This is a genomic window from Halobellus ordinarius (assembly GCF_031823395.1).
Classification (GTDB): domain Archaea; phylum Halobacteriota; class Halobacteria; order Halobacteriales; family Haloferacaceae; genus Haloquadratum; species Haloquadratum ordinarius.
This window is the reverse complement of sequence record NZ_JAVQKJ010000002.1, coordinates 139801-153643: the sequence shown is the minus strand read 5'-3', so window position 1 is coordinate 153643 and position 13843 is coordinate 139801. Positions and strand designations below refer to the sequence as shown.

Genomic DNA, 13843 nt, shown 5'->3' with positions numbered 1-13843 from the left:
ACAGTTATGTCCACGTCGCGCCTGCTTTCGGACAATGGGTACGAACGGGAGTGAACACCCGGCCTCAGAGCGTCTGACGACGGGCGTTGGGGGGTTGGACGAAGTTCTCAACGGTGGGCTGCGACCCCGGTCGGCGACACTCGTTCGGGGTGCACCCGGGTCAGGCAAGACGATCCTCGGCCTCCACTTCCTCGCCAGCGGCGTCGAGGCCGGTGAAACGGGACTGTACGTCAATCTCGGCGAACCGAGTGCGTACATCCGCGATACGGCGCGGGCGTTCGGCCTCGACATCGATCCCGTGGAATTCCTCACGCTGTCGCCGTCCGGCGAGGAGTTCCAGACGGAGACGACGTACGATCTCTTCAGTTCGGCGGAGGTCGAGGGCCCGTCGCTCGTCGACGAGATCCGCGAGGAGGTCGAGGCGATCGATCCCGACCGCGTCGTCGTCGATCCCGCGACAGAGTTCCGATATCTCACGACCGACGAACACCAGTTCCGGACGCAGATTCTGAGCCTGTTGGACTTCCTCAAAGCCGAGGGCGCGACAGTCCTTTTGACCTCTCAGGCCGCCCAGTCGATGCCCGACGACGAACTCCAGTTTCTGGTCGACGCCGTCCTCAACGTCGCGGAAGGGGCCGACCGGCGGACGGTCTCCGTCTCGAAGTTCCGGGGCTCGGCCGCCCGCACGGGCCAACACACGCTCGCGATCACCGAGGAGGGGATGTCCGTCTGGCCGCGACTCGATCCGGGGCGATTCCGGGTCGACGGGCCACGAACGACCCTCTCGTCGGGGATCCCCGAACTCGACCAGCTGCTGTCCGGGGGCCTCACGACGGGGACGGTCACGCTCTTCAGCGGCCCCACGGGCGTGGGGAAGACGACGACGGCGCTGCAGTTCCTGCAGGAAGCCGCCGACCGCGGCCAGCGGTCGGTCCTGTACAGTTTCGAGGAGAACACCCGGACGCTGCTCGATCGGGCGGAAGCAGTCAACATCCCCGTCGCGGAGCTGATCGAGCGGGGGACGCTCCGAGTCGAGGAACTCGGGACCGAGGGGCTCACTGTCGACGAGTTCACTTCACGCGTCCGGACGGAGGTCGAAGAGCGCGACGCCGAGGTGATCGCGATCGACGGGACGACCGGGTTCGAGCAGTCGCTCGTCGGCTTCGATGGGGCGCCGATGGAACACCTCGTCGACATCGGGCAGTACCTCCGGAACGCGAACGTGACCGGACTGATCACGAACGAGGTCCACCAGATCACGGGATCGTTCCAGGCGACCGAACAGCGGATCAGTCACCTCGCCGACAGCATCGTCATCCTCCGACACGTCGAGTACAAGGGGAAACTCCGGAAGGTGATCGGTGTGTTGAAGATGCGAACGAGCGACTACGAGCCGCGACTCCGCGAACTCGAAATCACCGAGAAGGGGCTGCACGTCGGCGAACCGCTGACCGACCTCCGCGGGATCCTGACAGGGACGCCGGAGTGGGACGATGCCACCGACTGAGCACTCGGCGGAACCCACGGAAGCGGCCACCGATACGGACGGTGACCCGCTGGACGACCTCCTCGAGGGACGGGCCGTGTCACCGGAGATCGAGGGGCCGCCGACGATCTACCCGCTTTTGGCCGACAGCGGCAACCAGCGGGTGCTCGCCGAATGGCTCGACGGCCACGATACCTACCGCGCCGCCGACGTCGACACGCCGATTGCGGACGCCGAGTTCGACCTCTGCATCACCGACGAGGGCGCGCTCCGGGAGTTCGGCAGCGAACTCAAGCGGCTCAAAGCCAACGCCCGACCAGTGCTGCTCCCAGTGTTGCTTTTGCTCCCCGAGCAGCGAACCGACGTGATCGGGATCGACGACGGCGAGATCGCCGACAACGTGTTCGCGACGACGATCGACGAGATCGTCTCCCTGCCGATCCGGCAGACGGAACTGGCGTGGCGGATCCGGGCGCTGCTCCGGCTTCGCTCCCAGTCGCTCCAGCTTCAGGCGCGGACGAGCAAACTGGAACTGTTCCGGCGGGCCGTCGAGGACTCGGGGCACGCCGTGTACATCACCGACCGGGACGGCACGATCAAGTACGTCAATCCGGCGTTCGAGGATATCACCGGCTACAGCGCGTCGGAGGCGGTCGGCCAGACGCCCCAGCTCCTGAACTCCGGGGAGATGCCGGACAGCTACTTCGAGGAGCTCTGGGAGACCGTCCTCGCCGGCGACGTCTGGAGCGCTGAGGTCATCGACCGACGAAAGGACGGGGAACTGTACTACGCCGACCAGACGATCGCGCCCGTCACCGACGGCGAGGGGCGATTCGTCGCGTTCGTCGCCGTCCAGCGGGACATTACCGAGCGAAAGCAGCGCGAGGAGACGCTCGAACGGCGCACCCAGGCCATCGAACGAGCGCCCATCGGCGTCAGTATCTCCAATCCCAAAGAGCCAGACAACCCGCTGATCTACGTGAACGAGGCCTTCGAGGAGCTGATGGGGTACTCCCGTGAGGAGGCCGTCGGTCGCAACTGTCGGTTCCCCCAGGGCGAAAACACCGACTCCGAGCGGGTCGCGCGGATCCGCGAGGCGATCGAAGCGGAGGAACCAATCGCCATCGACATTCGCAACTACCGGAAAGACGGCACGGAGTTCTGGAACCACCTGAACATCGCCCCCGTCAGGGACGACGAGGGGGAGGTGCTCAACTACGTCGGCTTCCAGCAGGACGTGACCGACCGCAAGCAACGCGAAGCCCAGTTGCGCATCCTCGGGCGGATCCTCCGGCACAACCTCCGGAACGACATCAACGTGATCCAGGGACGGGCCGAGTCGATCCAGGCTCGCTGCGAGGAGTCGATTGCCGACGAGGCCCAGCGGATCATCGACAAGAGCGGGGAACTGATGGCGTTGGCCGAGAAGGAACGGGCGATCACCGAGGTGCTGTCGGAGCCGCCACGGCCGGTCGATATCGACCTCGAGAAACTGATCGAACGCGTCGTGGACGACATCAGCGGTCGGTTCTCGGGCGTCTCGATCGAAACCGACTGTCAGGGCGAGTTAACCGTCTCCGCGTCGGACCACTTCGGAACGGCGCTCGAGGAACTGGTCGAAAACGCCGTCGTCCACAACGACCACGAGACGACCGAGGTCGGGGTGAGTGCCCGTCGTGAAGCCGACAACGTCCGTCTCACAGTCAGAGACGACGGCTCCACGATCCCGGAGATGGAGCGGGCCGTGTTACTGGGCGACGAGGGACAGACGGCGACCTTCCACGGAAGCGGCCTGGGGCTGTGGCTCGTCAACCTGATCGTCAGCCGGACGGGCGGGTCGATCTCCCACGAACCCAACGGGGCCGGCGGGAACGTCGTCGAAATCGTCCTCCCGCAGTGACCCTCCCTGACGGCATCGATTTTGCCCTGCGACGTCCCCGTGGATCCACCGGCCGACGGCAACGGGCTCCCGGTAGCAATCGTTGACGCACCCCGGCGGAGACGCATCCAGTGAAGACGCACCCCGGCGAAGACGCATCCAGTGAAGACGCACCCCGGCGAAGACGCATCCAGTGAAGACGCACCCCGGCGAAGACGCATCCAGTGAAGACGCACCCCGGCGAAGACGCATCCGGCGGAAACGCATCCGGCGGAGAGGCGGCCGGCGGAAACGCATCCGGCGAAGACGCATCCGGCGGAGAGGCGGCCGCTGCGGAGTTCGGTCGGCGAACGACCGCCCCTCGTGGGAGCTACGCTGCTCAAGATTCTTGCCGGTGGGCAACCAGAGACCCAACAATGCTCAGACGGATCCTGCACGACCTCGGGTACGCGATTGCGCACGTTCTCTTTCTCGGTGCCCACACCCCCGAGGCGGTCGTCAGACGGCTCCGCATCGCCTACCGAATCGTCGGCGTCCGTATCGTCGAGACGCCCCGCGTCGACGCGACCGAGCGGACGGTGTTCCTGTGTCCGTACCGGAACCTCGGCGCCACGTGGTTCGGGGCACGGTGGCTCTGTCACGACGTCCTCGACCGGGTCGACGACGGGTACGTGACGTACCTGCGGCGACACAAGGGAATCGACTATCAGCGACCACGGAGTTGTAATGACTTCGACTACTGTACGGCGTCGGAGCACTGCTACTCGGAAGTCTCCGAGATGGAGTAGGGCGAATGGATCCGCTACCCATCCGTCGGCGCATCGCAGAGCAGTTCTCCTACCGGGGCGAGCGCGCCGACGTCTGGCGCGCGTTCGATCTCATCCTCGACACCGACGCGTTTCTCAACCTCGGCTTCTCCGAGCGGTACCGGCCGCACCTCCTCGGGTCCCCCCAGCGACGGCTCGCCGACCAGGTCGGCCAACGACTCGCCGCGCGGCTGCCGACCACGACGGGAACCCGGTTGCTCGACGTCGGCTGCGGCCGCGGGGGACCGGCGATCACGCTCGCGGAGCGATTCGGATTCGACGTCTCTGGGATCGATCTGGTACCGTACAACATCCGGCGCGCACGCGAGAACGCCCGGGACCGTGCAGTCGACGCCGAGTTCGTCGTCGGCGATGCGACGCAGTTACCGTTCGCGCCAGGGTCCTTCGCCGCGTGTGCGGCAGTCGATTCCCTCGTGTACGTGCCCGACCGGGCGGCTGTCTTCTCGGCACTCGCAGACGTCCTCGATTCGGACGGCGTTCTCGTCGTCTCGGACCTCTTGACCCGGTCGGGACTCGACGGGCGAGAACGCGGGCACGTGGAGTCTTTCGCGACAGCGTGGGATATGCAGCCGCCCGGGACGTTCACCGGCTATCGACGGGCGCTCGAAGCCGCGGGCTTCGCGGTGGAGCCGTTCGAGGATATCACGGCCAACAGCGTCGGGCGGTTCCGGACGTGGACGACGGCGTTTCTCGCGCTCTCGCGGAGCCCGCTGGGACCGCTGCTCTATCGGCTGCTCCGTGCCGCCGGCCTCGATCCCGAGCGGATTACGACGCAGGTGCGGCGCGCCCACGCCGCCCTGCCGTATCTCAGACACGGGATTATCACGGCCGTTCCGAAATGAGCCACATCAGCACACTCGAGGGCCTGTTCGGGGACGATCCCCGGGTCCGTGGGCCTGTGCGTTTGCGGGGACTGTAGCAACAACTTCACGAACGCCGACGCGGCTGGCAGCGCCGACGGCGACGTGCGCTGTCCGAACTGCGACTCCGCGGACGTCGAGTTGGCCGTCGGCTCGAACTGATCGTTCCCCGACTGCGTCACCTGTATTTTCGGTGATTCGATCCTCCCCCGGAGTCGCGTCTCCGGCGCAGACGCAAAGTACAACTCCCCCGGGTTCGCTTCCCCTGTATGTTCGCTGGCGTGTCTGATCTCCTCCGGTTGGCGATCCTCCCGGTACTCGGGTGGGCGGCGTGGCGGGACATCGAGACCAGACGGGTACCGAGCCGGACCTGGTACCCGCTGGTCGGCCTCGGTGTCCTCCTGCTCGTGTGGGACGCTCTCGGCCATCTCTCGTTTGCGGCCGCCGCCGACGTCCTGTTTTTCGTCCGTGTCGCGATCAGCCTCTTTCTCGTCGCGCCGATCGCCTACATATTCTGGCGGCTCGGTGGGTTCGGCGGCGCCGACGCGAAGGCCCTCATCACGGTCGCGATTCTGCTGCCGACATTTCCGACCTACTACTTCGCGGGGTTTACGCTCCCGGACGTTCGGACCACGCTCGGCGTCTTCTCGATGACGGTCCTGACGAACACCGTCGTCCTCGCGGCCGCGTATCCGCTCGCGTTGGCCGGGCGGAACCTTCTCGACGGTGACCTGCAGTTTCCGGTGTCGTTCCTCGGCCGCCGCGTGGATATCAACGCACTCCCCGACGCACACGGCCGCCTGTTCGAGACCCCCGATGGGTTCTCGCGAAACGGGCTCGACATCGACGCGCTGCGGATGTACCTCCGGTGGCGCGGGACGACGCTCGCGGAACTCCGGGCTGAACCGGGGCGCTTCCGCGACCCCGCGAGCATCGGCGAGACGCACGATCCCACCGACGGCGCAGTGGGCGTCGCGACCGACGGGGGCACGCCCGAGTATGAGTCGGACACCGGGGAAAGCGACTTCGACGATCCGTGGGGTGCTGAAGCGTTCCTCGACGACATCGAGGGGACGGCCTACGGAACGTCGCCGGAGAAGCTACGCGGCGGCCTGGAGATCGTCGTCGACCGCGAGGAAGTGTGGATCTCCCCGGGGATTCCGTTTATCGTCCCGATGTTCGTGGGAACGCTTCTGGCGTTCACCTACGGGGATCTCGTCTTCGGTGCGCTGGGTGCGGTCGGCGTCGTCTGATACTGATCACAAAAGCACGGATCGAGACAGGAGAGATCCGGAAGCTACTGACTCACGACGTACGGCAACATCCCCGAACCCGACGAGCCAGCGCTACAGGCCGATCGGCAGCTCGTCGAGCCGCGAGGTAGTCACGGCGTACTCGCTGCCGCAGTTTTCACACTCGACGATTGACGTCACTTCGCCGTCCGTGGTCGGATCGGAGGCAACGGCGAGCACCGTCCCACAGGAACACGTGAGCCGGTTCCGCAGTACGTCGTTGACACACTCGGCCAGCAGCTTCGCGAACCGGCGCTCCGAGTCGCTGATGGCCGTCTCACGGGGCTCCGTGCTCGCAAAACAGAGCGTTCCGTAGACGGACTCCGTGCTCCCGACTGTCGCACCGAGATACGTCCCGAGCCCGAATCGGTCGTAGGCTGGGTCGTCGGTCCAGCCCTCTTCGGCGGCGTTGTCGACGTGGAAGACGCCGTCTGGCGCCCGGACCGTCTCCCGGCAGTACGTCTCCGAGAGCGGCGCCGTTTCGCCGGCCTGCAGCAGGTCGTGGCCCCCGTGTGCAGATTCGATCAACTGTGTGTCCGCCGTCTCGTCGATCCGAGTCAGGAACCCATATGGGAGTTCCAGGACCTCGGTTTCGTGCTCGAACAGCCGCGACAGTTTGTCGTCGGACGTCAGTGAGGGGTCACACAGGTCTTCCCACACATCCAGCAAATGATTCGTGTCTACAGTCCCTGCCCCCGGGGAAGTGCTTGACATGGTGAGGTGTACCGACTAACAGTCGTATCAGCGAATGAACCAGTGTGTGCAATAACATTTGTGATTGACGCGTACAGGCGCAGTGTGCCGGCAGGAAACAGTCAGACGGCGACGGAGTCCCGTTCTTCCGAACGGAGTCGTCGCTCTGCGAGGGGCGACCGGGGACCAGTGGTGGCAAAAGACCTATCGGCCGGACACGCTTCGGTCGAAACGATGACTGACGACGTCGACGTCGATTTCGGCGCGGACGGACTCGTCCCCGCCGTCGCACAGGATGCAGACACCGGGGAGGTGTTGATGCTGGCGTACGTCTCGCCGGAGGCGCTCGAACGGACGCGGGAGACGGGGCGTGCCCACTACTACTCGCGCAGCCGCGAGGAACTCTGGGAGAAGGGCGCGACCAGCGGCCACACCCAGTCAGTTCGGGAGATCCGCGTCGACTGCGACGCCGACACGTTGCTGTATCTCGTCGAACAGACCGGCGGCGCGTGCCACACCGGACACCGGTCGTGTTTCTACCGCACGGTCGACGGGGAACACGTCGGCGAACAGGTGTTCGACCCGGACGCGGTCTACGAGTGAGTACTGATGGTCGGCTCAGGACAGCGAACCGGGGGTGACGGCGCCGACGGGGACGAAGCGGTCCAGTCGTACATCGACGAGGCCGAGGCCCGCATCCACGACCTCCGGGACGCCCGCGAGCGTCGCGAGGAGGTGGAATCCCGCATCGAACGCGTCGGCGAGGAGGCGGTCGTCGACGCCGCCGACACCTACCGGAAGGCGGTCCGGCTCTTGGACCGATACGAGGATTCGGCGACCGGCACGGGCGACTTCCAGGCGTACGTCGAGTTCCAGGATCGCTTTCTCGGTCTCGTCGAGGACCTCGACGAGGACGTCCCGGCCCACGACGCCTTCGAAGACGCCGCCGAGCGGATGGACCGCCGCCGGCTGAGCGAGGAGCACTTCGAGGGCGCCCGAACGGATCTCGAACCCGCCGCGGAGTACGTCGACCTCCTGGAGCGTCGCGAGGATACGAAGGAAGGCCTTTCGACCGCCCGTCGGAACGCGAGGCTCGCTCTCAGAGACCTCGACAGTGAGATCGAGCGACGAGAGGAGATGCTCGCCTTCGCCGACGTCGACCTAGACGCGCCGGTCGAGGAGATTCAGGACCCGATCGAAGCGTACAACGACGCTGTGACAGCCGATTTCGCGTCGTTCTACGAGTCGGCGCCCGCCACGGAAGTCGTGGAGTTCCTCGAGCGTACCGAGTCGTTCCCGCTCGTGGAGTTCCGGCCGCCACCGCGCGACCTCCGGGAGTTCGCCCGCGAGAGTCCCGACGCCGACGAGCCGATTCCGACACTCCTGGATTACGCCGATTACACCGGCTCGAAACTGGATCACTACGCCGAGGACCCCGGGCTGCTCCAGACCACGGTGGCCGTCCACCGGACGTTCCTCGAACGCCTCTCGGCCGAGCCGCTGACGGTGTCGCTGCCGCCGCCGTCCGCGGCGGCGCTCCGCTGGTGGGTGCGCGAAGCCTCGTCGCTCTTGCGGCGATTCGCCGCGGAGTCGACGATCACGAGGCTCAGAACAGTGCGGGACCTGACCCGGCGGGACGACTACGAGGAGCTCAGATTCGCCGCCCGCGCCCACGAGGAACTCGACGCCGAAGAGCGCGAGCACGTCCGCTCGGGTGCGGCAGCGGCGGAACTGGATCGGCTCCGCGACGCCCGGGATCGACTCAGTGCCGCCCTCGACGGCGACTGATGGAGATCGTCACGGCGGTCGCGTTCGCCGTGGGCACGCTCTCGATCTATTACGGGCTGCGAGCGCTCAAAACGAGGCGTGCGATCCGGCGACTCCGGGGCGACAGCGGCCTGGTCGGCCACCCGACCGACTGGCTCGACGCCGGCGAAACGAAGACTGAAGACGCGGCTCCGACCACGAGAGACCGCTCGTTCGAGCGCGGAGTCGTCCTGCTCGCGCTGGGATTGCTCTGTCTGCTGTTCGGGATCCTGGCGCTGTGAGGAGGACGGCACAGAAAATTTGACACACCGCTTTTGAACATCTGCCGAAGAGACAGAGACTGTATCCATCCTAAAGACCCGTATACGCCGGAACGCTACCGGGGAAGCTACCCGATTTCGAGCCTGGCCTCGCGGAGGACGGCGTTGACCGCGCCGCCGAGCAGGACGACGATACTGGCGTAGTACAGCCACGTGACAAACAGGAGGATGGCGCCGATCATCCCGTAGGCCCCGAAGCGGGAGGCGTTTGCCGCGTAGAGCCGGAACCCGATCTGTAGAAGCACCCACCCGCCAGCGGTGACGGCTGCTCCCGGAAGCACCTCCGCGATCGACACCTCGACCGGCGGGAGCACGTAGTAGATCGGCAGAAACGCGAGTGCAAGAACGGCGGTCAGCAGTAGCGACCCGGACACGTTGATAAAGGGAAGTTCGAGCGGCAGGAACGAGAGTGCGACGCCGACGGCGACGACCAGTCCGATGGCGAACGCGATTCCGACCACCACGACGAGCCCGTTCCGGACCTGTCCGAGCAGCGATGTGTCCACGCCGTCGAGGTACAACTCGTCGAACGCCTGGTCGAGGCCGCGAAAGAGTTTCAGGGCGCTCCAGGCCAGCCCGACGAACCCGACGAGGGACGCAGCCCCTCGACCGGTGGTGTTCGTGAGCGTCCGGGTCACACTGTCCTGACCCGCTGACGAGAGCTGTTGGCTGAGCATACCTGTAACGCGATCCGCCAGTGCTTCGCCGCCGGCGAACGACGCAACCGCCACAGTGAGCAGTATCAGCGGGATGATCGAGACGAAGGCGTAGTAGGCGATACCAGCCGCCAGATACGTGAGATTGCGGTCCATCGCGAGGGCAACCACAGCTCGGATGGTCGAGGCAGTGCCCTCCAGAGGGGCGAGGACGTATCGGCCGATCTGGGTATCGAAGCTCATCGTTTTCCCTCTAGAGACACCCGCCGCTGCCGGCGGTTGGGAACGCAGGCCATTCGTCAGCGCGATCTGCTTCAGCTACCTTCTTTATCGGAGCGACTCCCGTCGTTACGCCTCTTGGAAGCCGGATGAATCCGATAGATAGGCCGATGAGCAAAGTCGTCAGCGCTGTCTCAATCATCTCCTCGAAACACCGCCAGCTTAGAGGACGAAGGAGATGATAGCCAGAGCGATGAATATGATAACAAGCCATTTGGCTATCTCCATACTGAGCCCCGCAATCCCCCTCGCACCGAGAATCCCCGCGACGACCGCGAGTATCAGGAACAGGATTGCGAGTTCGATGAATCCCCCGCCAAACTGCAGTGGGGCTAACTGTGCTGGCGCCGACACATCCAAAACACTGTTCTTCATATCTTTAGTTGAGTGTGCATACGTATGACATTCCGACTTTTTTACCGTGTCTGCATTTTTGATCAATCGAGTTACAAGATTTTTCCCCCAAGAACGAGAGACCACGAATCACGTCAACGGTACCGCACCGACGTGTGGGGATAGCTCTCCGAAGGAGGGTGATTCTGTGCGGCTGTAGCGCTCGTGGACTATCTGTCACGCCCCGCTCTCCGGTGTCTCAACTTCTGTACCGCCCTCGCTGTGAAGGGAAACCCCGATCGTCCCTGGGCCGTCACTCGACCGCTGCCGCCGCCTCCCGGAGCGGTTCGGCCACTTCCTCCGCGAGCGTCCGTGCGCGGTCGGCGTCACGTGCCTCCGCGTAGACGCGCACCTTCGGCTCGGTGCCGGAGGGACGGACCAGCACCCACGCGTCACCGTAGTCGAGCCGATAGCCGTCGGTCGTATCCGGCTCTGCGTCCGCGGATGCGGCGTACTCCGCGGCGGTGTCCAACATCGCGTCGAGTTCGGCGTCGGTCTCGTAAGGGAGGTTGATACGGACGTTCTCGTACGCAGAGTAGGGGGCGACGAGCTCCGAGACCGGTCGCTCGGCGACGAGTTCGAGGAACTTCGCGCCGACGAACGCGCCGTCGCGGACGAGTCGGTACCCAGGGTAGAAGATCCCGCCGTTGCCCTCGCCGGCGATCGGGACGTGTGTGCCCTCCGCGCGGAGCTGTCGGATGCGCGTGATGATGTTGGTCGATCCGATCGGCGTCAACTCCAGCGTCGCGCCTGCCTCCGTACAGACGTCGACCAGGCGCTGGGAGACGTTGACAGCGGCGACTGCAGTGTCGCCCGCGTCGAGTTCGGCGGCAGCGAGTGCCGCGAGTGAGGACTCGCCAGGCACGAACGCGCCGGTCTCGTCGACGAACACCGCCCGGTCGGCGTCGCCGTCGTGGGCGATGCCGACGTCCGCGGCGGCGGCCGTCACCAGTGCGCGGAGGTCGTCGAGGTGCTCCTCGGTGGGTTCGGGCTGCCGGCCGGGGAAGTGGCCGTCGGGCGTGGCGTTGACCGTGACGACGTCGCAGCCGAGTTTCCGGAAGAACTGGGGGCTCGTCAGCGCGCCGGCCCCGCCGCCCGGATCCAGCGCGACGGTGAGGTCCGCGTCGGCGATGGCCTCGCGGTCGACCGAGTCGAGCAGATCCGCGACGTACTCGCGGTTCGCAGAGCCGACCTCGCGGACGTCGCCGACCCCGTCCCACGCGGCGGTCGCAAAGCGCTCTTCGAGCACGTGGTTCTCGATCGTTTCGAGGTCGTCGATCCCGAGTTCGATCCCGTCGGCGCCGACGAGTTTCACCCCATTGTACTCCGCGGGGTTGTGCGAGGCCGTGATCACGAGCGCCGGCTGCTCGGTCTCGCCGGCGTAGCGGACCGCACTCGGGGTCGGCGCCGGACCCAGTCGGTCGACGTCGACGCCGACACTCGCGAGGCCGCTTGCGGCCGCATTCGAGAGCATCTCGCCCGAGGTCCGGGTGTCCCGCGCCACGGCGATCCGGTCGGCATCCCACACCGTCCCGGCCCCCTTGGCGATACGGAGGACGAACTCGGGTGTCAGGCCGTCGCCGACGACCCCCCGGGTTCCGCTCGAACCGAACAGTTTCATTGCGGGGTACTCCACGGTGCGCGGTAAAAGTGGTTGCGACCCGGTGCGCAACAGTCTCCAGAGAGCCCCACGGCCGACCGCCTCACTCGTTGGCGGGCGGACTCTCCACGAACTCGGTCAGCGTCGGGAGGAACTTGTCGACAGCGACGAGGTAGCCGAAGTACAGCGCCACGGCGCCCATCACCGCCATCCACAGCGCCAAGAGCAGGTCGCCATGTTGTGCCGTCGAGACGGCGAACCGTTCGATGTAAGCGCCGAGCAGCGAGAGCCCGACCGACGCGACGCCGAAAAGCGACAGTTCCAGCACGGCCGGCAACAGTTCGAGCAGAGCCCACGTCATACTGCCCGGTTCCGGGGTCGCTGTTGAGGCTCTTTCGGTTGCCGGCCGGGCGCGGATCGAAAAGTAGTCGGGCGGGGGCGGCCACCGCTCCGGTAGAGATGACAGGACGTCACCGCGACCTGAACTACGCGCGGCTCACCAGGGGCGGCTTTTTCCTCGGCCTCGGACTGTTCGCGCTGGGTGCGATCGGCGAACTCGCGATCGGCGCTACCGGCATCGCCGTCCCCGCGTGGGAACACAGGCTCCTCGTCGACGCGGAGTGGATCGGCGTGTTGCTCGCCCTGCTTTCGCCGTTCGTGTTCGGGATCGTGCTGCCGTTGACGGAGTAAGGTCCGGTCCGGAGACTTTAGGCCGCTCCCCGCCGGACCCCCGAGTATGACTGACCCGTTTCCCACCTTCGAGGTCGTGCCCGCCGTCGATATGCAGGACGGCGAGGTGGTCCAGCTCGTTCAGGGCGAGCGCGGAACCGAGAAGCGCTACGGCGATCCGGTCGCGGCCGCGGAACGCTGGGTCGAAGCGGGCGCCGAGACGCTGCATCTCGTGGATCTCGACGGCGCCTTCGAGGGCGAGCGCGAAAATGCGGCGGCTGTCGAGGCTGTCGTCGACGCCGTCGACGTCCCGGTGCAACTGGGCGGCGGGATCCGGACTGCCGCGGACGCGGCCGACCTGCTGGACCGCGGCGTGGCCCGCGTGATCCTCGGGACCGCTGCCGTCGAGGAGCCCGAACTGGTCGCCGAGATCAGCGACGAGTACCCCGGGCGCGTGATGGTGAGCCTCGACGCCAAAGACGGCGAAGTCCTGGTCGCCGGGTGGACTGAAAGCACCGGCCTCGACCCCGCCGAGGCCGCGGCGCGCTACGAGGAGCTGGGCGCGGGCGCGATCCTCTTCACAGACGTCGACGTCGAGGGCCAACTCGGCGGCGTCCAGACCGACGTGACCCGCCGGGTCGTCGACGCCGTCGACATCCCCGTGGTCGCCTCCGGCGGCGTCGCCTCGCTGGACGACGTCCGGGCGCTCCGGGAGGCGGGCGCGGCGGCCGTCGTCGTCGGCACCGCGCTCTACGAGGGGACGTTCACGCTCTCGGCCGCGATGGACGTTTGATACTGATTACTCTCGCGGCCGCGATGGACGCCCGGCTCTCATTTCCGCGGCTGCGACCGACGCCCGAGTCCGAACCGGGTGACGACGGCGGCGCTCGCGATCGTGATGAGCGTGAGGCCGAGCGCGGCCGTCACCCCGGAGTCGGAAAACAGCAGGAATCCCCCGAAAGCCAGGGCGTAGGCCACGAGGACAACCCCTTTGATTCCCCACATAGTTCGGCGTGGTGGCCGGGGGAGTATCAATCCGCGCAAGACGGTCGTCGGACGTCGGTGTGGGAATAACGGTGCTGTCGGGGAGGTCCCCTGTTCACGAGGGTGTCATCGGAGACT

17 protein-coding genes are annotated in these 13843 nt (G+C 66.3%); 11 read left to right on the top strand and 6 right to left on the bottom strand.

From position 1 onward, the window contains the following. Positions 1 to 34: 34 nt before the first annotated feature. The 6 genes from RJT48_RS01065 (at position 35) to RJT48_RS01040 (ending at position 6305) form a co-directional block, all read left to right on the top strand. Entirely contained in the window at positions 35 to 1507 is a 1473-nt protein-coding gene (locus RJT48_RS01065; protein WP_311170378.1) for an ATPase domain-containing protein, read from the top strand. Continuing rightward, positions 1494 to 3386 carry a PAS domain S-box protein gene (locus RJT48_RS01060; protein ID WP_311170377.1) on the top strand — a complete coding sequence of 631 codons (1893 nt, stop codon included), beginning with the start codon at positions 1494 to 1496 and terminating at the stop codon, positions 3384 to 3386. The genes RJT48_RS01065 and RJT48_RS01060 overlap by 14 nt, the downstream gene beginning before the upstream one ends. A gap of 395 nt (positions 3387 to 3781) precedes the next feature. Next, positions 3782 to 4153 (top strand): hypothetical protein, encoded by a 372-nt coding sequence (locus tag RJT48_RS01055; protein ID WP_425604685.1) that lies wholly within the window; start codon positions 3782 to 3784, stop codon positions 4151 to 4153. Positions 4154 to 4158: 5 nt separating this feature from the next. Continuing rightward, complete coding sequence (locus tag RJT48_RS01050; protein WP_311170376.1) at positions 4159 to 5034, top strand: class I SAM-dependent methyltransferase; 876 nt, start codon at positions 4159 to 4161, stop codon at positions 5032 to 5034. Between the two features lie 48 nt (positions 5035 to 5082). Then, on the top strand, positions 5083 to 5214 hold the full coding sequence (locus RJT48_RS01045) for a hypothetical protein (RefSeq protein WP_311170375.1): 132 nt from the start codon (positions 5083 to 5085) through the stop codon (positions 5212 to 5214). 107 nt (positions 5215 to 5321) lie between these two features. Beyond that, entirely contained in the window at positions 5322 to 6305 is a 984-nt protein-coding gene (locus RJT48_RS01040; RefSeq protein ID WP_311170374.1) for an A24 family peptidase, read from the top strand. A 93-nt stretch (positions 6306 to 6398) separates the two neighbouring features. Here the strand turns inward: RJT48_RS01040 and RJT48_RS01035 are convergent, their stop codons facing one another. Continuing rightward, entirely contained in the window at positions 6399 to 7058 is a 660-nt protein-coding gene (locus tag RJT48_RS01035; RefSeq protein WP_311170373.1) for a GAF domain-containing protein, read from the bottom strand. 213 nt (positions 7059 to 7271) lie between these two features. Here RJT48_RS01035 and hisI point away from each other — a divergent pair, with 213 nt between their 5' ends. The 3 genes from hisI to RJT48_RS01020 are packed head-to-tail and all read left to right on the top strand — an operon-like array spanning position 7272 to position 9085. Beyond that, a complete protein-coding gene (gene hisI, locus RJT48_RS01030; RefSeq protein WP_311170372.1) occupies positions 7272 to 7640 on the top strand; it encodes a phosphoribosyl-AMP cyclohydrolase in 369 nt (122 codons plus the stop codon). 6 nt (positions 7641 to 7646) lie between these two features. Then, complete coding sequence (locus tag RJT48_RS01025) at positions 7647 to 8825, top strand: DUF7118 family protein (protein WP_311170371.1); 1179 nt, start codon at positions 7647 to 7649, stop codon at positions 8823 to 8825. After that, a complete protein-coding gene (locus RJT48_RS01020; RefSeq protein WP_311170370.1) occupies positions 8825 to 9085 on the top strand; it encodes a hypothetical protein in 261 nt (86 codons plus the stop codon). The genes RJT48_RS01025 and RJT48_RS01020 overlap by 1 nt, the downstream gene beginning before the upstream one ends. A gap of 107 nt (positions 9086 to 9192) precedes the next feature. Here the strand turns inward: RJT48_RS01020 and RJT48_RS01015 are convergent, their stop codons facing one another. From RJT48_RS01015 to RJT48_RS01000, 4 genes are all read right to left on the bottom strand, one after another. Next, positions 9193 to 10023 (bottom strand): YihY/virulence factor BrkB family protein, encoded by an 831-nt coding sequence (locus RJT48_RS01015; protein WP_311170369.1) that lies wholly within the window; start codon positions 10021 to 10023, stop codon positions 9193 to 9195. 198 nt (positions 10024 to 10221) lie between these two features. After that, on the bottom strand, positions 10222 to 10434 hold the full coding sequence (locus tag RJT48_RS01010; RefSeq protein ID WP_311170368.1) for a DUF1328 domain-containing protein: 213 nt from the start codon (positions 10432 to 10434) through the stop codon (positions 10222 to 10224). A 271-nt stretch (positions 10435 to 10705) separates the two neighbouring features. Beyond that, complete coding sequence (gene glmM / locus RJT48_RS01005; protein ID WP_311170367.1) at positions 10706 to 12073, bottom strand: phosphoglucosamine mutase; 1368 nt, start codon at positions 12071 to 12073, stop codon at positions 10706 to 10708. A gap of 82 nt (positions 12074 to 12155) precedes the next feature. Next, the gene (locus RJT48_RS01000) at positions 12156 to 12413 is read right to left on the bottom strand and encodes a DUF8151 family protein (protein WP_311170366.1); all 258 of its coding nucleotides are present in this window, start codon (positions 12411 to 12413) and stop codon (positions 12156 to 12158) included. Between the two features lie 98 nt (positions 12414 to 12511). On the opposite strand from RJT48_RS01000, the gene RJT48_RS00995 reads away from it, so the two are divergent. Beyond that, positions 12512 to 12742 (top strand): DUF7860 family protein, encoded by a 231-nt coding sequence (locus RJT48_RS00995; RefSeq protein ID WP_311170365.1) that lies wholly within the window; start codon positions 12512 to 12514, stop codon positions 12740 to 12742. A gap of 46 nt (positions 12743 to 12788) precedes the next feature. Then, entirely contained in the window at positions 12789 to 13514 is a 726-nt protein-coding gene (hisA, locus tag RJT48_RS00990; RefSeq protein ID WP_311170364.1) for a 1-(5-phosphoribosyl)-5-[(5-phosphoribosylamino)methylideneamino]imidazole-4-carboxamide isomerase, read from the top strand. Between the two features lie 38 nt (positions 13515 to 13552). On the opposite strand, the gene RJT48_RS00985 is transcribed toward hisA, so the two are convergent. Then, positions 13553 to 13726: a hypothetical protein gene (locus RJT48_RS00985; protein ID WP_311170363.1), complete on the bottom strand. Its 174-nt coding sequence runs from the start codon at positions 13724 to 13726 to the stop codon at positions 13553 to 13555. Positions 13727 to 13843: the final 117 nt, after the last annotated feature.